The 18,967-nt window shown below is 64.9% G+C and carries 16 protein-coding genes; 11 read left to right on the top strand and 5 right to left on the bottom strand.

Translation table 11 applies throughout. The features are described from left to right. Positions 1-181: 181 nt before the first annotated feature. The 6 genes from dadA (at position 182) to RS899_RS25565 (ending at position 6,461) form a co-directional block, all read left to right on the top strand. Entirely contained in the window at positions 182-1,477 is a 1,296-nt protein-coding gene (gene dadA, locus RS899_RS25590; RefSeq protein ID WP_024762077.1) for a D-amino acid dehydrogenase, read from the top strand. Then, complete coding sequence (locus RS899_RS25585) at positions 1,452-1,805, top strand: RidA family protein (RefSeq protein ID WP_315808367.1); 354 nt, start codon at positions 1,452-1,454, stop codon at positions 1,803-1,805. Before dadA ends, RS899_RS25585 begins: the two co-directional genes overlap by 26 nt. 82 nt (positions 1,806-1,887) lie before the next feature. After that, positions 1,888-2,967, top strand: coding sequence for an alanine racemase (alr, locus tag RS899_RS25580; RefSeq protein ID WP_233297558.1), 1,080 nt, complete (start codon positions 1,888-1,890; stop codon positions 2,965-2,967). Positions 2,968-3,270: 303 nt separating this feature from the next. Continuing rightward, on the top strand, positions 3,271-3,819 hold the full coding sequence (locus tag RS899_RS25575) for a cupin domain-containing protein (RefSeq protein ID WP_233297557.1): 549 nt from the start codon (positions 3,271-3,273) through the stop codon (positions 3,817-3,819). A gap of 172 nt (positions 3,820-3,991) precedes the next feature. Further along, positions 3,992-4,420, top strand: a complete 429-nt coding sequence (locus RS899_RS25570; protein WP_054910073.1) for a c-type cytochrome — start codon at positions 3,992-3,994, stop codon at positions 4,418-4,420. 265 nt (positions 4,421-4,685) lie between these two features. Further along, the gene (locus tag RS899_RS25565) at positions 4,686-6,461 is read left to right on the top strand and encodes an acetyl-CoA hydrolase/transferase C-terminal domain-containing protein (RefSeq protein ID WP_315810475.1); all 1,776 of its coding nucleotides are present in this window, start codon (positions 4,686-4,688) and stop codon (positions 6,459-6,461) included. A 151-nt stretch (positions 6,462-6,612) separates the two neighbouring features. Here the strand turns inward: RS899_RS25565 and RS899_RS25560 are convergent, their stop codons facing one another. Then, on the bottom strand, positions 6,613-7,188 hold the full coding sequence (locus RS899_RS25560) for a xanthine phosphoribosyltransferase (RefSeq protein ID WP_024762083.1): 576 nt from the start codon (positions 7,186-7,188) through the stop codon (positions 6,613-6,615). A gap of 344 nt (positions 7,189-7,532) precedes the next feature. Further along, complete coding sequence (gene rep / locus RS899_RS25555; RefSeq protein ID WP_315808366.1) at positions 7,533-9,542, bottom strand: DNA helicase Rep; 2,010 nt, start codon at positions 9,540-9,542, stop codon at positions 7,533-7,535. Positions 9,543-9,834: 292 nt separating this feature from the next. Between rep and RS899_RS25550 the strand changes: the two genes are divergently transcribed. Beyond that, positions 9,835-11,511, top strand: a complete 1,677-nt coding sequence (locus tag RS899_RS25550; protein WP_054910076.1) for a putative bifunctional diguanylate cyclase/phosphodiesterase — start codon at positions 9,835-9,837, stop codon at positions 11,509-11,511. Here the strand turns inward: RS899_RS25550 and RS899_RS25545 are convergent. After that, the gene (locus tag RS899_RS25545; protein ID WP_315808365.1) at positions 11,508-12,902 is read right to left on the bottom strand and encodes a NorM family multidrug efflux MATE transporter; all 1,395 of its coding nucleotides are present in this window, start codon (positions 12,900-12,902) and stop codon (positions 11,508-11,510) included. The genes RS899_RS25550 and RS899_RS25545 overlap by 4 nt on opposite strands. 137 nt (positions 12,903-13,039) lie before the next feature. Here RS899_RS25545 and RS899_RS25540 point away from each other — a divergent pair, with 137 nt between their 5' ends. The 4 genes from RS899_RS25540 (at position 13,040) to RS899_RS25525 (ending at position 17,367) form a co-directional block, all read left to right on the top strand. After that, positions 13,040-13,960 (top strand): LysR substrate-binding domain-containing protein, encoded by a 921-nt coding sequence (locus tag RS899_RS25540; RefSeq protein ID WP_315808364.1) that lies wholly within the window; start codon positions 13,040-13,042, stop codon positions 13,958-13,960. Between the two features lie 48 nt (positions 13,961-14,008). Next, positions 14,009-14,917 carry an AraC family transcriptional regulator gene (locus RS899_RS25535; protein ID WP_315808363.1) on the top strand — a complete coding sequence of 303 codons (909 nt, stop codon included), beginning with the start codon at positions 14,009-14,011 and terminating at the stop codon, positions 14,915-14,917. Positions 14,918-15,101: 184 nt separating this feature from the next. Continuing rightward, positions 15,102-16,154, top strand: a complete 1,053-nt coding sequence (locus tag RS899_RS25530; RefSeq protein ID WP_024762088.1) for a hypothetical protein — start codon at positions 15,102-15,104, stop codon at positions 16,152-16,154. A gap of 736 nt (positions 16,155-16,890) precedes the next feature. Further along, on the top strand, positions 16,891-17,367 hold the full coding sequence (locus RS899_RS25525; RefSeq protein ID WP_315808362.1) for a BRO-N domain-containing protein: 477 nt from the start codon (positions 16,891-16,893) through the stop codon (positions 17,365-17,367). Positions 17,368-17,485: 118 nt separating this feature from the next. On the opposite strand, the gene RS899_RS25520 is transcribed toward RS899_RS25525, so the two are convergent. After that, on the bottom strand, positions 17,486-18,655 hold the full coding sequence (locus RS899_RS25520; protein WP_315808361.1) for a hypothetical protein: 1,170 nt from the start codon (positions 18,653-18,655) through the stop codon (positions 17,486-17,488). After that, positions 18,652-18,915, bottom strand: a complete 264-nt coding sequence (locus tag RS899_RS25515) for a hypothetical protein (protein ID WP_315808360.1) — start codon at positions 18,913-18,915, stop codon at positions 18,652-18,654. The genes RS899_RS25520 and RS899_RS25515 overlap by 4 nt, the downstream gene beginning before the upstream one ends. Positions 18,916-18,967: the final 52 nt, after the last annotated feature.

Raw genomic sequence — 18,967 nt, 5'->3', positions numbered from 1 at the left:
CTCGGGTGAAAATGCCGTAATCCTGGTGGATGTCCCTCCGTGAAAGCGACTTTTGCCAGGAATTTTCGTCAAATACCGCATCGCAATCAGTGAATATCGCTGAGCCTGACTTCCTATACTGCGCGCATCTACGTTCAGAATAAGAAACGTCTGCGCCCCTGGCGCGACGTAGGAGGCAAAGATGCGCGTTCTGGTGCTTGGCAGCGGTGTGATCGGTACCGCCAGTGCTTACTATCTCGCCCGTGCCGGCTTCGAAGTGGTCGTCGTCGACCGCCAGCCCGGCCCGGCCCTGGAAACCAGCTTCGCCAACGCCGGCCAGGTGTCGCCTGGCTACGCCTCGCCCTGGGCCGCCCCGGGCATCCCGCTCAAGGCCATGAAATGGCTGCTGCAGACCCACGCCCCGCTGGCCATCAAGCTGACTGGTGACCCCAGCCAGTACAGCTGGATGTGGCAGATGCTGCGCAACTGCAACGCCAAGAGCTACGCGGTGAACAAGGAGCGCATGGTGCGCCTGTCCGAGTACAGCCGCGATTGCCTCGACGAGCTGCGCGCCGAGACCGGCATCACCTACGAAGGCCGCTCCCTGGGCACCACCCAGCTGTTCCGCACCCAGGCTCAGCTGGATTCCGCCGCGAAGGACATCGCCGTCCTGGAAAGCACCGGCGTTCCTTATGAAGTGCTGGACCGCGCCGGCATTGCCCGCGTCGAGCCGGCCCTGGCCAAGGTGGCCGACAAGCTGGTCGGCGCCCTGCGCCTGCCCAATGACCAGACCGGCGACTGCCAGATGTTCACCACCAAGCTGGCCGAGATGGCCAAGGCCCTGGGCGTGGAATTCCGCTTCGGCCAGGACATCCAGCGCCTGGACTTCGCCGGTGACCGTATCAACGGCGTCTGGGTCGATGGCCAACTGGTCACCGCCGACCGTTACGTGCTGGCGCTGGGCAGCTACTCGCCGCAGATGCTCAAGCCGCTGGGCATCGACGCCCCGGTCTACCCGCTCAAGGGTTACTCGCTGACCGTGCCGATCACCAACCCGGACATGGCGCCGACCTCGACCATTCTCGACGAGACCTACAAGGTCGCGATCACCCGTTTCGACCAGCGCATCCGCGTCGGCGGCATGGCGGAAATCGCCGGCTTCGACCTGTCGCTGAACCCGCGTCGCCGCGCCACCCTGGAAATGATCACCACCGACCTCTATCCGGAAGGCGGCGATGTCAGCCAGGCGGAATTCTGGACCGGCCTGCGCCCGGCTACCCCGGACGGCACCCCGATCGTCGGTGCCACCCGCTATCGCAACCTGTTCCTCAATACCGGCCACGGCACCCTGGGCTGGACCATGGCGTGCGGCTCGGGCCGCTACCTCGCCGACCTGATGGCCAAGAAGCGTCCGCAGATCAGCACCGAAGGTCTGGATATCTCCCGCTACGGTTCCACTTCGGAGGCTCAGAATGGCCATCCAGCGCCTGCACACTAATCAGCGGATGAGCCAGGTCGTCGTTCACAACGGCACGGTGTACCTCGCCGGCCAGGTGGCGGACGACCTCACCGCCGACGTCGAGCAACAGACCCGCGAAGTCCTCGCCAGCATCGAGCGCCTGCTCGACGAGGCCGGCACCGACAAGTCGCGTGTCCTCTCGGCAACCATCTACCTCAAGGACGTCGCCGCCGACTTTGCCGGCATGAACGGCGTCTGGGACCAGTGGGTCCCGCAGGGCTGCGCCCCGGCGCGCGCCACCGTCCAGGCGGCGCTGTGCTACCCGGAGATCCTCGTCGAGATCTCCATCGTCGCCGCACTGCCCTGATCGTTTTTGCGTGGCCCGGCCGGAGCGCCGGGTTTTTTTCGTCTGCAGTTTCGTACCACGTTGATAAAAAGAGAGCCTCGCCATGCGTCCCGCCCGTGCCCTGATCGATCTCGCCGCCCTGCGCCACAACTACCGCTTGGCCCGTGAAGTCACCGGCGCGCGAGCGCTGGCCGTGGTCAAGGCCGACGCCTACGGCCACGGTGCAGTGGTCTGCGCCCGCGCCCTGGAAGGCGAGGCTGACGGCTTCGCCGTGGCGTGCATCGAGGAAGCGCTGGAGCTGCGCGAAGCCGGCATCCGTGCGCCGATCCTGCTGCTCGAAGGCTTCTTCGAGGCCAGCGAACTGGAACTGATCGACGCCCATGATTTCTGGTGCGTGGTGCACTCGGCCTGGCAGCTGGAGGCCATCGAGCGTGCCCGCCCGAGCAAGCCGCTGACCGTCTGGCTGAAGATGGACTCGGGTATGCACCGAGTCGGCTTCTTCCCGCAGGACTACGCCGCCGCTCTGGCGCGCCTGAAGGCGCTGCCCCACGTGGCCAAGGTCGTGCTGATGAGCCACTTCTCCCGCGCCGACGAGCTGGACTGCGCCCGCACCGAAGAGCAGGTTGCCGCTTTCCAGACCGTGCGCGAAGCCGCAGGCCAGGGCCATGAGATCAGCCTGCGCAATTCCCCCGGCATCCTCGGCTGGTCCGAAGTGCCCAGTGACTGGGTGCGTCCCGGCATCATGCTCTACGGCGCCACTCCGTTCGAGCAGGCCCATCCGCTGGCGGACCAACTGCGCCCGGTGATGACCCTGGAATCCCAGGTCATCAGCATCCGCGAACTGCCGGCCGGCGAGCCGGTGGGCTACGGCGCGCGCTTCATCGCCGACCGCCCGGTACGCGTCGGCGTGGTCGCCATGGGCTACGCCGACGGCTATCCGCGCCACGCGCCGGACGGCACGCCGGTGTTCATCGACGGCAAGCCCAGCCGCATCATCGGCCGTGTGTCCATGGACATGCTCACCGTGGACCTGACCGACCTGCCGCAGGCAGGCCTGGGCAGCCGCGTCGAACTCTGGGGCCCGAACGTCCCCGCCAGCCAACTGGCTTCCCTGTGTGGCAGCATTCCCTACCAGCTGTTCTGCAACCTCAAGCGCGTCCCGCGGGTCTATAGCGGCGAGTGACGGATACCGCCCGTAAAGTTTGCGCAGGATCGTCGGGCGATCTGTTGTAAATACTGAACGGTGTTGCCATGATACGTGGCACTTGGAACCCGCTCGGCTCAAGCCGCTGCGGGTTCTGCCTTTCAGAGCCTGTTTTTGATCTCGCGAGCTAGAGCAGACCAAGGCGAAAGTGGCTGAGGGCGCGGAATTTACGCCAGTAAATGAGCATCCCGGAGGCGCTTTCAACGCAGTGATGCCGACGCGCAGCAGATCAAAGACAGGTTCTTGAGCCTGCCTGATACAAAAATAAGGAGGACCCCACCCTTGGACGTCGGTGCTCGTCTGCAAGCCATCCGTAAGCTCAAAGGTTTGTCCCAGCGCGAACTCGCCAAACGGGCGGGTGTGACCAACAGCACAATCTCGATGATCGAGAAGAACAGCGTCAGCCCCTCCATCAGTTCGCTGAAGAAAGTGCTGGGTGGTATTCCGATGTCCCTGGTCGAGTTCTTTTCCCTCGATCTTGAGCAGAGCAGCAACACTCCTGTGGTCTACAAGGCAGACGAACTCAGCGACCTGTCCAGTGGCTCGATCGTCATGAAGCTGATCGGCAAGGACTACCCCAGCCGTGCCATCACCCTGCTCGACGAGACCTATCCGCCGGGTTCCGACACCGGTGACGACATGTACGCCCACGAAGGCGAAGAGACCGGCGTACTGGTCGAAGGCCGTCTGGAACTGACCGTCGGCGACGAGACTTTCGTCCTCGAATGTGGCGACAGCTACTATTTCGACAGCACCAAGCCGCACCGCTTCCGTAATCCGTTCGAAACCCCGGCACGACTGATCAGCGCGACCACACCGGCAAATTTTTGAATAGCCGGTAGGACCGGCCAGATCAGCTGCGACCTAATGCCGCAAAGGCCGGCAAGGTGGCGCAATTGTTTCGAGCTTCCCGGCTTTGCCGTTATACTTGCGCCCGCTCGCGCGGCCCGAGACTGTGACTGCACCGCGACCGGGCGTGATAAGCCACGATGAGGGTGAAAGGGTGAACCTGATTAGAAAAATCCTGGCAGCCCAAGCTGCCGTACTGGCCCTGTGGGCAGTGAGCGTTCAGGCCGCGACCAACGATGACGCCATTGCCAAGCGTCTCGAACCTGTCGGCAAAGTCTGCGTCCAGGGCAAGGAATGCGAAGGCGTTGGCGCCGTAGCAGCTGCCGGTGGTGGCGGTGCCCCGCGTTCGGGCGAAGAGATTGTCGGCAAGGTCTGCACCAACTGCCACGGTAGCGGCCTGCTGGGCGCGCCGAAAGTTGGCGACAAGGCCGAGTGGGGCAAGCGCGCGAAAGAGCAGGGCGGCCTCGACGGCCTGCTGGCCAAGGCTATCTCGGGTATCAACGCCATGCCGCCCAAAGGCACCTGCGCTGATTGCTCCGATGATGAGCTGAAAGCTGCGATTCACCACATGTCCGGCCTGTAACAGCCGACCTGTGCGAAAAAGCCGCCCAAGGGCGGCTTTTTCATGCCCGCGATTTGTCGCTGCGCATGTAGCGGGAGCAACTTTTGCGTAAAGCCGGTCCAAACTCCAGTCGTGAACAACGAACCCGGAGGGATGCCAGGTGCAATCCTGCTCGATCGAAACCGCTGTTGAAGAACTGCTGCACCGCCTGGACGGGCACATCCGTCTCGGGCTTCCGCTGGGCCTGGGCAAGCCCAACCGACTGGCCAATGCGCTGTACCGGCACATGCGCGAGAACCCGCGCCGGCAACTGACGTTCTACACGGCGCTGTCCCTCGGCCGCCCGCAGGCCGGCGGCGAGCTACAGCGGCGCTTCCTCGACCCCTTCGTCGAGCGCATCTACGGCGACTACCCGGAACTGGATTACCTGCACGACCTGCGCAGCGGCAACGTGCCGGAAAACATCCGCGTCGAAGAGTTCTACCTGCAGCCCGGTAGCCTGCTGGACAGCGCCCCGGCGCAGCAGAACTACATCAGCTGCAACTACAGCCACGTGGCGCGGGACATCAACGCCAAGGGCGTCAATGCCGTTGCCCAACTGGTTGCGCGTGACCCGGCGCGGCCGGGCAAGCTGAGCCTGGCGTGCAATCCGGACATCACCCTCGACCTGTTGCCGATGCTGCAGCGTCGCCGCGCGGCAGGCGAAACCATCGTCATTATCGGCGTCGTCCACGACCAGTTGCCGTACATGCCCGGCGACGCCGAAGTGGACGAGGACTTCTTCGACCTGCTGGTGGATGCGCCGGGCGACAACAGCACGCTGTTTTCCACCCCCAACCTGCCAGTGGGCCTTCAGGACCACTGCATCGGCCTGCATGCCAGCGCCCTGGTGCGCGACGGCGGCACCTTGCAGATCGGCATCGGCTCCATGGGCGATGCCCTGACCTCGGCGCTGCTGACCCGCCAGCGCGACAACGATGGCTATCGTGCGCTGCTCGACGGCCTCGACTCCACCGCCCGCCACGCCGGGCTGATCGAGCGCGACGGCGGTCTGGGCGCGTTCCAGCGCGGGCTGTATGGCTGCAGCGAAATGTTTGTTCCCGGCCTGCTGGCCCTGGCTGAGGCGGGTGTGCTCAACCGCCGGGTAGCGGCGCGCCCCGGCGCCGCGTCGACCGAGCCGGGCGTCTGGCTGCACGGCGGATTTTTCCTCGGTCCGCAGGCCTTCTACCGGCGCCTGCGCGAGATGCCCCGCGAGGAGCTGGCCGGTATCGGCATGACCGGCATCGGCTTCGTCAACAACCTGTACCGCGACGAGGAACTCAAGCGCGAGCAGCGCCGGGATGCGCGCTTCATCAACAGCGCCTTCACCGTCACCCTGCTGGGCGCTGGCGTGGCCGACCAACTGGAGGACGGCCGGGTACTCAGCGGTGTCGGCGGGCAGTACAACTTCGTCGCCCAGGCCCATGAACTGGAAGGCGGGCGCTCCATCCTGATGCTGCGCAGCTGGCGCGAGTCCGAGGGTGAGCTGAGCTCCAACATCGTCTGGAGCTACGGCCACACGACGATTCCCCGACACTTGCGCGACATGGTGGTGACCGAGTACGGCGTCGCTGACCTGCGCGGCCGTAACGATGCCGAGGTGATCGCCGCCATGCTGTCCATCGCCGACTCGCGCTTCCAGGATGCGCTGATCGCCCAGGCCCAGGAGGCCGGCAAGCTGCCGAAGGACTTCGAGCTGGACCAGCGCTATCGCGACAATACCCCGGAGCGCCTGCGGGACGCGGCGCGACAGCATCGTCATCTGCTGCCGGAGTTCCCCTTGGGTTGCGACTTCACCGAACAGGAGCGCGAGTTGCTGCGCGCGTTGGGTTGGCTCAAGAGCAAGCTGAAGCTGAGCGAGATTCTCGAACTGGGCAAGGCGACTCTCGATGCGCCGGCGCCGGAGGCCTACCCGGCGCACCTGGAGCGCATGGGGCTGGCGAATCCGGAGGGGCTGCGCGAGGAGCTCTACCAGCGCCTGGTACTGGCCGGCCTGAAAGCCAGCGCCGAACAAACCTTGTAGACGCGTAGGGCGCATAACGCGCCAGCGTTATCCGCCGCCAGGGAGTCGGCGGATAACCTGTTCCAGGTTATGCGCCCTACGCAAGGTCGGCTTTCAGGTATGAAAAAAGGCGGGCCCTGTCGGCGCCCGCCTTTTTTCGTGGTGCGGTGGATCAGTCTTCGAGGAACTCGACCTGACCGTTGGCCAGGGACTTCACCCGAGCCAGGGATTCCACGCGGTAACCCTCGCTTTCCAGCAGGGAACGGCCTTCCTGGAAGGACTTCTCGATGACGATGCCCAGGCCGGCGATGCTGGCGCCCGCCTGCTGGATCAGGTCGATCAGCGCCTTGGCGGCATGGCCGTTGGCGAGGAAGTCGTCCACCACCAGTACGTGGTCGGCGGCGGTCAGGTGCTTGGCCGAGATGGCGATGGTGCTTTCGGTCTGCTTGGTGAAGGAGAAGACCTTGGAGATCAGCAGGTCGTTCTTCAGGGTCAGCGACTGGAACTTGCGGGCGAAGATCACCGGGATGCCCAGCTCAAGGCCGGCCATGATCGCCGGGGCGATGCCGGATGCCTCGATGGTGACGATCTTGGTGATGCCCTGGTTCTTGAAGCGTTCGGCGAATTCATGGCCGATCTGCTTCATCAGCGCCGGGTCGATCTGGTGGTTGAGGAAGGCGTCTACCTTGAGGACCTGTTCGGAAAGAACGATGCCTTCGCTGCGAATTTTGTCTTTGAGAGTGTTCACGGGGGTGCTTCCGGAGCGGCTGTCGCTGATGAAGCGCGTAATTCTACAACGCCAGTGGCCATCTGCGCGATGTTCCGACCAATGCAATTGCTGATCGAATGGACAGTTTTTCGATGGGCGGAAGTACACGGATCGCCTGTCGGGGGAAACCTGCCTGTGCTTGGCCCTCTCCCTGACCCTGGCTGCGCGCCCCGCTCCGAAGGGAGAGGGGACTGGTCCGAGTGGGGCGGACTACCGGTGCTCGCCGGCGGACGTCTTAGTTGCAGCGAACGCCGGGCGGCTCCCTCTCCCTTCAGGGAGAGGGCGGGGGAGAGGGTGCTCCGGCACGAGACTGACCGGGGAGCTCAGCGCTTGAGCATCGCCCGGATATCCGCCAGCGCCGAATTGCCCTTGGCCACCTTCACCTCCTGCGGCGCGTCCTCCTGGCCTTCCCAGACCAGGTCTTCGGGCGGCAGTTCGTCGAGGAAACGGCTGGGCGAGCAGTCGATGATTTCGCCGTACTGCTTGCGCTTGGCGGCGAAGGTCATGGCCAGGTTCTTCTTTGCCCGGGTGATGCCCACATAGGCCAGGCGCCGCTCTTCCTCGATGGTGTCGGCCTCGATGCTGGAGCGGTGCGGGAGGATTTCCTCTTCCACGCCGAGAATGAACACGTAGGGGAATTCCAGGCCCTTTGAGGCGTGCAGGGTCATCATCTGCACGCCGTCGGCGCCTTCTTCCTCTTCCTGCTGGCGTTCGAGCATGTCGCGCAGCACCAGCTTGGCGATGGCCTGTTCGATGGTCATGTCGCCTTCTTCGTCGCGCTCCAGGGTGTTCTTCAGCGCTTCGATGAGGAACCAGACGTTGCCCATGCGGAAATCGGCAACCTTGTCGCTGGACGCGTTCTGCCGCAGCCAGTTCTCGTAGTCGATGTCCATCACCATGCTGCGCAGCGCGCCGATCGGGTCGCTGCCGGCGCACTGCTCGCGGACCTTGTCGATGAAGCGCTTGAAGCGCTGCAGACGCTCGATGTAGCGGCCGTCCAGGTGTTCGGACAGGCCAAGCTCGCCGGAAGCATTGAACATCGAGCAACCGCGTTCGGTGGCGTAGTTGCCGAGCTTCTCCAGGGTGGTGGAGCCGATTTCCCGGCGCGGTACGTTGATCACCCGGAGGAAGGCGTTGTCATCGTCCGGGTTCACCAGCAGGCGGAAATAGGACATCAGGTCCTTCACTTCCTGGCGTCCGAAGAAGCTGGTGCCGCCTGACAGGTGATAGGGAATCTGGTGGTGCTGAAGTTTCAGCTCGATCAGCTTCGCCTGATAGTTGCCCCGGTAGAGGATGGCGAATTCGCTGTAGGGCCGCTGCGTCTTCAGGTGGATGGTGAGGATTTCCATGGCCACCCGCTCGGCCTCGGATTCCTCGTTGCGGCAGCGGATCACGCGGATCGGGTCGCCTTCGCCCATCTCACTCCACAGCTGTTTCTCGAACACGTGGGGATTGTTGGCGATGAGGATGTTGGCGCACTTGAGGATACGGCTGGTGGAGCGGTAGTTCTGCTCCAGCATCACCACCTTCAGCGAGGGGAAGTCATCCTTGAGCTGCATCAGGTTTTCCGGGCGCGCGCCGCGCCAGGCGTAGATTGACTGGTCGTCGTCACCCACCACGGTGAAGTGCGCGCGCTGCTGCACCAGCATCTTCACCAGCAGGTACTGGCTGGCGTTGGTGTCCTGGTATTCGTCCACCAGCATGTAGCGCACGCGGTTGCGCCACTTGTCGAGGATCTCCGGGTGCTCCTGGAACAGCTTCACCGGCTGCAGGATGAGGTCGTCGAAGTCCACCGCGTTGTACGCCTTGAGCGTGCGCTGGTAATGCAGGTAGACCATGGCCGCGGTCTGTTCCTTGGGGTTGCGCGCCTTTTCCAGCGCCTCTTCCGGAAGGATCAGGTCGTTCTTCCAACTGCCGATCAGGTTCTTGATCTCGTCCAGACCGTCATCGCCGGAATATTCCTTCTGCATGATGTCGGTCATCAGCGCCTTCACATCGCTCTCGTCGAAGATCGAGAAGCCGGGCTTGTAGCCGAGGGCCGCGTGTTCCTTGCGGATGATGTTCAGGCCCAGGTTGTGGAAGGTCGAGACGGTCAGGCCCTTGCCTTCGCCCGGGCGCAGCAGGGTGCTGACGCGCTCTTTCATCTCGCGGGCGGCCTTGTTGGTGAAGGTCACGGCGACGATGTACTGGGCGCGGATGCCGCATTGCTGCACGAGGTACGCGATCTTGCGGGTGATCACGCTGGTCTTGCCGGAGCCGGCGCCGGCCAGCACCAGGAGCGGGCCGCCGACGTAGTTCACGGCCTCTTGCTGCCGGGGATTGAGTCGGGACATGAAGGCGGGGTCTGTAGTGAAGCGGGGGCGTATTCTAGCAGGCCGTGCCGGGCGTCGGGGTGCCGCTCGGAATAGCGGCGATCTGTGACACGATCGTACTTATGTGTTTTGGATAAATCTGTACATGTATTAGGCTTGTGACAGCATTACTTGAAGAAAACTCTTAAGAGTTTCTCTGAAGTTTCGTCTACATCCGTGGGATGTCCGGATGGCGTCGCTTCAAAACCGGGGGAAATGGGCGCAGGGATGGTGCCTGGAGTTTCTCCCCTTTCTAGAGATACATGGGGGTCGCTTGGCAGCGTCGGTCGAACCAACGCGCCTGCTCCTGCTGGCGGAAGCGCCGCAGTGGGCCCAGCTACTGCGCGGGCATCTGGCCGCGTTGGGGCCGGGCTATTCGCTGATCACGGCCCCGTCCTGGCAAGCCGCCAGCGCCCTGTTCGACGAGGATCAGGTCGGCCTGGTGCTCACCACGCCCGCCAAGTTGCCGTCCGCCCACCAGTGCCACCTGCCGCTGATCCTGCTGCTGGAGCGCGAGCCCGCGGAAGAGCCCGTCGGCGTCGCCGACTACCTGGTGGCCGAGTCCCTCAGTGTCGAAGTCCTGCGCCGTACCCTGCGCTACGTGCGCGAGCGCACTTCGTTGCAGAACACCCTGCAGAGCCTGGCCGAACAGGACCCGCTGACCGGCATCGCCAACCGCCAGGGTTTCCAGACCCTGCTCGCCGCCCGGCTGAGCGAGAGCGAAGGGCGCGGCCTGGCGCTGGGCCACCTGGACCTGGACAACTTCCGCCACGTCAACGACGCCCTCGGCCACCAGGCCGGCGACCGCCTGATCCTGCAGGTGGTGGCACGGCTGAAGGCGCACCTGGACAACGGCGACCACATCGCCCGCCTGGGCAGCGACGAGTTCGCCCTGCTGCTGGACACCCGCCGCGACCCGGCACGGGTGGAGAAGGTCGCCGAACTGATAGTCGAGTCCCTGGGCGAACCCTACTGGGTCGAGGGCGAAAGCCTGCTGCTGGGCTGCAGCCTGGGCATGGCCCACGCCCGCGCCGGTGAGGCCGCCGACCCGCTGCTGTGGCACGCGCACATCGCCATGCAACAGGCCAAGTCGCGCCAAGGCTGCACCTTCCACATCTTCGATGAGCGCATCAACCGTGGCGCCCGCAGCCTCGCCGACCTGGAGAGCGAGTTGCGCCGGGCGCTGCGTCGCGACGAGCTGGAGCTGCACTACCAGCCGCGCCTGGACCTGCACACCGGGCAGATCGTCGGCCTCGAGGCCCTGGTGCGCTGGCGCCATCCCGAGCGCGGCCTGCTGACGCCGGGCGACTTCGTGCCGCTGGCCGAGGAAAGCGGGCTGATCGTGCCGCTGGGTTACTGGGTCATCTCCCGTGCCCTGCGGGACATGCAGTGGCTGCGCGGGCGCGGCCTGCCGCCGCTGCACATGGCAGTGAACCTGTCGTTCCGCCAGTTCCAGGACAGCCAGCTGCTGCCGACCCTGGAGCGCCTGATCCGCGAGCGCGGCGTCGATGCCCAGTGGCTGGAATTCGAACTCACCGAAACCGCCGTGATGCGCCGCAGCGACCAGGTCCTGCAGACCATGCAGGCCCTTGGCCGGCTCGGCGTGCGCTTCTCGCTGGACGATTTCGGCACCGGCTTCTCGTCCTTCGTGCACCTCAACAGCCTGCCGATCACCCTGCTGAAGATCGACAAGAGCTTCGTCGGCGGCATGCACGAACGCACGGAAAACCTGCAACTGGTGCGGGCGATGATCAACCTGGCGCACAACCTCAACCTGGAAGTGGTCGCCGAAGGTGTCGAGACCGCCGCCCAGCAGGACGAGTTGCGCCAGTTCGGCTGCGACCAGGTCCAGGGTTACTGGATCAGCCGGCCGCTGCCATTGTCGGAGCTGGCGCGTTTCCTGGTCTTCGGTGCCAACCGTGCGCTGCGCCTGCAGGACTCGGTCAGCTAGCGACCAGCTGGCACGGCCAGCGCCGCGCTAGCCGTGCGCGGACGTAGCAAGCGCGACGTCTTCGCCTCGAAGGCCAGCGTCAGCCCGATGGCCGCGCAGGCCAGGCCCGACGCCAGCCCCCACCACACGCCACTCGGCCCCCAGCCCAGCGGGAAAGCCAGCAGCAACGCCATCGGCACGCCCACCAGCCAGTAGCCGGCCAGCCCGACGAGGAAAGTGGTGCGCGCATCCTTCAGGCCGCGGATCGCGCCCATGGCGATGCACTGGGTGCCGTCGAACAACTCGAACCACGCGGCGATGGCCAGCAGGCTGACCGCCAGTTGCACCACATCGCGGTTGGCCGGGTCGTTGTGGTCGATGAACAGGCCGATGACCAGCTCCGGTGCCAGCCAGAACAGCGCGGCGAAGGCGAGCATGCAGCTGGCGCCGAAGCCGATGCCCAGCCGCCCGGCGCGGCGCGCCTCGACCAGCCGGCCGGCGCCGTAGTGCTGGCCGATGCGGAAGGTCACTGCGTAGGAAAGCCCCATGGGCACCATGAACGCCACGTACACCGACTGGATGGCGATCTGGTGCGCCGCCAGCGCGGTGCTGCCGATCACGCCCATGCACAGCGTCGCCACGGTGAACATGCCCGACTCCACGGCGTAGGTACCGCCGATGGAAATGCCCAACCGCAGCGATTCGCCGATCACCTTGAAGTCCGGCTTCGACAATCCCTTCAGCAGCGGGTAGGGCGCGTAGGCCCGGTGCCAGCGCAGGTACAGGGCGAAGATCACCGGCAGCGCATTCATCACCACCGCGGTGACCATGCCGATTCCCGCCAGCCCCAGGCGCGGCAGGCCGAACAGTCCCTCGATGAAGGCGTAATTGAGGGCGAAGTTGGCCAGCGCGCCGATCAGGCTGATGGCCATGACCGGGCCGGGCCGCTCGATGGCGCTGGTGAAACCGCGCAGCACCATGAAGGCCATGTAGCCGGGCAGGGCGAAGACGATGCTGTGCAGAAAACTCATGGTGCCGGCGACCGTTTCCGGGGCCTGGCCGAAAGCGATCAGGATCGGCCCGAGGTTCCACAGCAACAGGCCCGCCAGCAGCGCCAGCGCGCCACCGATCCACAGGCCGGCCTGGGTCGCTTCGACCACGCCGCGGGCGTCTTTTGCACCATGCCGAATCGCCACCAGGTTGCCGGTGGCCGCGACCACGCCGACACAGAAGGTCGAAACCAACGCGTAAGTCGAAGCCCCGAGGCCGCCGGCGGCCAGTGCCTCGCGGCCGAGCTTGCCCATCATCACGGTGTCGGTGAACACCATGGCGACGTAGGCCAGTTGGGCGGCAATCAGCGGGCCGGCAAGGCGCAGGATGGCGGCGAGTTCGTCACGGTACGGGCGTTTCATGAGTCAGGCTCAGCAAGCGGCAGGCGCCGCATCGGTAGGAGTGGCCCATTCTCCGGCCGTTGTGGACGCGGGCACAAAAGGAAAAATGCGATGCCATCCATGAGTCATACTCATGCTTAAGACAACCGGAGCCCGCCATGAACCGCCAGTTGCCGCCCCTTTATGCCCTGCGCGCCTTCGAGGCCGCCGCGCGGCACGCGTCCTTCACCCGTGCCGCCGAGGAACTGGCGATCACCCAGAGCGCGGTCAGCCGGCACATCAAGACCCTGGAAGAACACTTCGCCTGCCGGCTGTTCCAGCGCCGCGGCCGCCAGCTGGAGCTGACCGAAACCGCGCGGATGCTGCTGCCCGGCCTGCGCGACGGCTTTGATGCGCTGGAGCGCGCCTGTGCCAGCCTGCGCGCGGACGAAGGCGTGCTGCGGCTGAAGGCGCCGTCGACCCTGACCATGCGCTGGTTGCTGGCGCGGCTGAGCAAGTTCCGCATGCAGAACAGCGATATCGAGGTGCAGCTGACCAGCGCCTGGATGGACGTGGATCGCGTCGACTTCGTGCATGAGCCCTTCGATTGCGCGGTGCTGCTGAGCTCGGGGCACTTTCCGCCGGACTGGGAGGCCGCCTTGCTGTTTCCCGAATGGCTGATTCCCGTCGGCTCGCCCGCGCTGCTGGCGGATGGCCCCTGGGACGCCGAGCGGCTGGCCGGCGCCGAACTGCTGCACCCCACCCCCGACCGTCGCGATTGGCGGCGCTGGTTGCAGCGCATGGGCCTGGGGGAGCAGGTCTCGCTCAAGGGCGGACAGGTATTCGATACCCTCGAACTGGGCATAGTCGCCGCGACCCGCGGCTACGGTGTTTCCATCGGCGACCTGGTGATGGTCGCCGAGGATGCCAATCAGGGCCGCCTGGCACTGCCCTGGCCCAGTGCCGTCGCCAGTGGCGAGAGTTATTACCTGGTCTGGCCCCGCGCGCGTCGGGACCAGGGGCGCCTGCGGCGGCTGCGCGAATTCCTCCAGGCCGAGATGCAGGCGATGCAGATGCCAGTGGTGGACTACTTCGAATGACGCATCGCTGCGGATAATCTGTCAGCCGTTGCCTTCGCCGGGAATCCCATGAACTCCATCGACCACCTCATCCAGCTGGCCGGCCTGCGCGGCAGTCTCGACCTGCGTTGCCGCTTCCTCGGCGACTGGGCTCTGGATCACGAGCCCTTGCCCGAGGGGACGGCGCAGTACCACGTGGTGCTGTCCGGCAGCTGCCGGGCGGAAATGCCCGACGGGCAGGCCCTGGACCTCAAGGCAGGCGAGGTACTGGTCCTGCCCGATGGTGCAGCCCACCTGTTGCGCAGCCAAGGCACGCGGGTGGCCGCGCAGTCGCCGGAAGTCCACGAGGCGGGCCTGTTGCCGGTCCATCGCCTTGGCACAGGCGAGGGCGAGCTGGACATGCTTTGCGGCAGCTTCCATTACCAGCGCGGCTCGCTGCTGATCGGCTCCTTGCCGAGTGTCCTGAAGGTGTCCTGCCAGGACAATGGACTGGGCGATGCCGTGGCCGCACTGGTCGGCCTGCTGCGCGCCGAGGCTGAGGGTAACCAGGCCGGTGCGCGTTTCCTGGTCGATGCATTGTCTTCGGCGCTGTTCACCCTGATCCTGCGCGTCTACCTGCAGGAGCACACCCCCAGCAGCGGCACCCTGGCATTGCTCGCCGACAGGCGCCTGAGCCGCGCCTGGGAGGCCATGCTCGACGATCCTGCCCACGAGTGGACCATCGAGGCTCTGGCTGAGCGGGCGAACATGTCCCGCGCCACTTTCACGCGCCTGTTCACCCAGGTTGCCGGGCGGTCGCCCTGGGCGCTGCTGACCACAGTGCGCATGGAACTGGCCTACCGCCTGCTGAGCACCTCGCAGCTGAGCCTCTCCGACATTGCCGCCCAGGTCGGCTACCAGTCCCAGGCCTCCTTCACCAAGAAGTTCAGGGACACCTACGGCGAGGCCCCCGGCCGCCTGCGCCGTGCGGTGAACTAGACCAGTCGTCGCTGCCGGCAAAGCCGCGTGGCGCGTATGGATATGTCCTGCCGCCTTCGCGACGGTTCGCGTCGCTGCCGTCGCAGAGCTGAAACAGCGCTTTGCTAGGGTCATTGCTGGACTAGTCCAGCGAGGGCCCGTGTCGGGCCTTCCCCATTCCAACAACACCACTCGGGGGAATTCCATGAAGCCCATGCGCACCTTGCTCGCCGGCCTGATCCTGGCCGGCCTCGCCAGCACCACGTTTGCCGCCACTGAGCTGAAGCACTGGCCGGCGCCCGCCGCCAAGCAGCTCGACGCCTTGATCGCTGCCAATGCCAACAAGGGCGCCTTCGCGGTCTTCGACATGGACAACACCAGCTACCGCTACGACCTCGAGGAATCGCTGCTGCCCTTCCTGGAAATGAAAGGCGTGCTGACCCGCGAGAAGCTCGACCCCTCGCTCAAGCTGATCCCCTTCAAGGACGTGAACGGCCACAAGGAAAGCCTCAATAGCTACTACTACCGGCTCTGCGAAGTCGACGACCTGGTCTGCTACCCCTGGGTCGCCCAGGTGTTCTCCGGCTTCACCCTCAAGGAGCTCAAGGGCTATGTCGACGAGCTGATGGCCTACGGCAAGCCGGTGCCCAGCACCTATTACGAAGGCGATGTGGTCAAGACCCTCTCGATCAACCCGCCCAAGGTCTTCACCGGCCAGACCGAGCTGTACAACAAGCTGATGGAGAACGGCATTGAGGTCTATGTGATGACCGCCGCCCACGAGGAACTGGTGCGCATGGTCGCCAGCGATCCCAAGTACGGCTACAACGTGAAGCCGGAGAACGTCATCGGCGTCACCACCCTGCTCAAGGACCGCCAGAGTGGCGCGCTGACCACCGCGCGCAAGCAGATCAGCGAGGGCAAGTACGATCCCAAGGCCAACCTGGACCTGGAGATCACCCCCTACCTGTGGACTCCGGCGACCTGGATGGCCGGCAAGCAGGCGGCGATCCTCACCTACATCGACCAGTGGAAGAAGCCCATCCTGGTCGGCGGCGATACGCCCAGCAGCGACGGCTACATGCTCTTCAACGGAACCGCCGAGAACGGCGTGCACCTGTGGATCAACCGCAAGGCCAAGTACATGGATCAGCTCAACGGCATGATCAAGAAGAACGCCGAAGCCCAGGCCAAGCTCGGCCAGCCGGTGACCGCCGACAAGAACTGGGTGATCGTCACGCCGGAGGAGATCCAGTAAGCGCGTTGCGCCTGTGCAGGAGCGGACTCCGTCCGCGATAGGTCCGCATCGCGTCGGATGCCATCGCGGACGGGTCCGCTCCTACGCCGCTTTCCGGTTCTTGCACCACGGTCGCTCTTGCGGGGCGCATCACGCGCCGGCGTTATCCGCCGCGAAGTGGCCGGCGGATAACCCGTTCCGGGTGATGCGTCCTACGCTATTGCCCAGTTCCTGCGCTGCCGGGCAGATAGGTTCGCGAGCAAGGACTGGGCGTCCCCCTCGGTCCTACAAGGAGCGGTGCACGCCTGCAGGAGCGAGCTTGCTCGCGAACCGCTTGGCGCCATTCCTTCAGGCGAACGCTGGCGCAGGGTGTTTCCCGGTGAATTTCCCGACAGCCTCGCAGTTCCCGAAAGTCATCACGCTGGGGCGGTAAAGCGGCTGCGGGATGCTTGGGAAGGCCCCTACACTGCCGCGGCGTTGCGGTCCTACAAGTTCACTGCTTAGCGTTTCGCCCTGCCACGGCGTCATCGTGGCCAGGTGTGGAAACCTGAACATTCGACAGTGATCGTCATGGGTTGGGCAATCCGGCACCTATTCGGTGCCGGATTCGCTTCGCTCTCCATGGCGGGCCGTGTGAGGCGGGCTTCGGCCCGACCGGCTATCGCTGTCTAATGTCCGGTTTCCACCCTTGCACGGTCCGCCTCCCTCTTTCGGCAGTTCCGGGCGGCGGCTTCCTGAATAAGCAAGGAGCTTCTGCATGAACCTTTCGATTTCTCTGGCCGACCAAGGCCTGACCCCGATCTGTTTCGTCCGCCATAACCGGCAGTTGCGCGGCCTGATGATCGAGCAGCAGGCGTGGTTCGTAGTACGTGACCTCGGCAAGCTGCTCAGCTACAAGATTTCCGCGCCCTTCATTACCCGTCTCGACGGCGACCAGAGCCGCCATGAACGTCTCGTTGGTAATCCCGAACCGGAGCTATTGGTCAGTGAAAGCGGCTTCTACGCCTTGTTGCTGGTCTATTGCTACCACCCGGAGAACCGCAGCCTGCGCCAGTGGTTGACCAATGAAGTGCTGCCAGTCCTGCGCGACCAGCCCAACCACGATGCGCGCCTGCCGCGCCGGCGCATGCAGCATCTGCTGGGCGAAGCGTTGCCGGTGATGGATTGGCAGGGCAGCCTGTGGGTGCGCTGGCGTGATGCCGTAGGGCTGATGGAAAACCACCTGCGCGCCTGAGTCCGGCTGCGCTTCACGGCCTGGCGGCCCACTGCCGAGGGCCGGAAAGAAACCGCCCAGCAAGGATGCTGGGCGGTTGCCTGCTGCCACCGCTACCGGCTGGCAGCATCAGGCCCGGTCAGGCCAGTGCGGCTTCGTGGTGCAAGGGTAGAACCGACTCCAGCGCCAGGGTCGTATTGAACACCGGATGGTAGGAGCCGCCTTCCGCTTGTTGTACCTGCACGGTGTGATCGCCGGAGAACGACAGGGTGTCGCGGCCGACCTGCAGGAGGTCGCTCAGCTTGAGGGCGGCAAGTTTCTGCGAGTTCTGAATGACCATGCCGAGGTCAGACTGCGCAGTCGCCCCGGAGCTGTCGGCGCTGAACAGCGAAGTGCCAGCAAGGTTGAACTTGCCCTGGGCGTCCTGGCTTTGCGCATCGATGCTGGACTTGCCAGCCAGCGAATGGCTGTCCGCGCTGAACAGGCCATCGAACAGTGCGGTAGAAGCCTTGGCACCGTTCAGGACAGCCAGGCCCAGGGCCGTCTTGCCCGTCACGCCGTCCTTGCTGGCGTCGAAGAGCGAGCTGTTGGCGAAGTCGAATGCCTTGCTCAGGCCGTCCTGCACCTTCACGCCCAGGTTCGTCTGGGCGTCGGCGCCGTCCTTGCCGACGCTGGCGATACCGTCGAACTGGGAGGAGGAGGACTTGGTGCCATTCTGGGTGGTCACGTCCAGTGCGGTCTGGCCGGCAGCGCCATCCTTGTTGAGGTTGAAGATCGAGCTGTTGGCGAAGTCGAGTGCCTTGCTCAGGCCATCCTGCACCTTGACGTCCAGGTTCGTCTGGCCGGCGGCGCCGTCCTTGCCGATGCTGGCGATGCCGTCGAACTGGGAGGAGGAGGACTTGGTGCCATTCTGGGTGGCCACGTCCAGTGCGGTCTGGCCGGCAGCGCCATCCTTGTTGAGGTTGAAGATCGAGCTGTTGGCGAAGTCGAGTGCCTTGCTCAGGCCATCCTGCACCTTGACGTCCAGGTTCGTCTGGCCGGTGGCGCCGTCCTTGCCGATGCTGGCGATGCCGTCGAACTGGGAGGAGGAGGACTTGGTGCCATTCTGGGGGGTCACGTCCAGCGCGGTCTGGCCGGCAGCCCCATCCTTGCTGAGGTTGAAGATCGAGCTGTTGGCGAAGTCGAGTGCCTTGCTCAGGCCATCCTGTACCTTGACGCCGACATCCGCCTGGCCGGTCAGGCCGGCCTTGCTGGCATTGAATAGGCCATCGAACGCGGCGGCGGTGGTCTTGGCGCCATTCTGCGTCACCAGGCCCAGGTCGAGCTTGCCGGTGGTACCGCCTGCGAGCTGTTCAACAGGGAATTGATCGCGAGGTCCAGAGCCTTGCCGGTGGCATCCTGGGTTTTCACCTGAACGCCCGTCTGCGCTGTTCCAGCGGCCTTGTCCACAATGCTGCTGATACCAACTTCGGTATTCGCGGTGGCGACGTTAAGGTTGAAGTTCAATTTGGACGAAGATGAGCTCGAAGTGCCTGTGCCCAGTCCAAAAATATTTAAAAGACCCATCATGGATTTCCTTCAATAAAGTGCAAAACAGTACCGCCGCAGGCGGGGCCGCGGA

Source organism: Pseudomonas sp. C9-3 (genome assembly GCF_032392015.1).
Taxonomy (GTDB): domain Bacteria; phylum Pseudomonadota; class Gammaproteobacteria; order Pseudomonadales; family Pseudomonadaceae; genus Pseudomonas; species Pseudomonas nitroreducens.
This window is presented reverse-complemented; position numbering and strand designations above follow the sequence as displayed.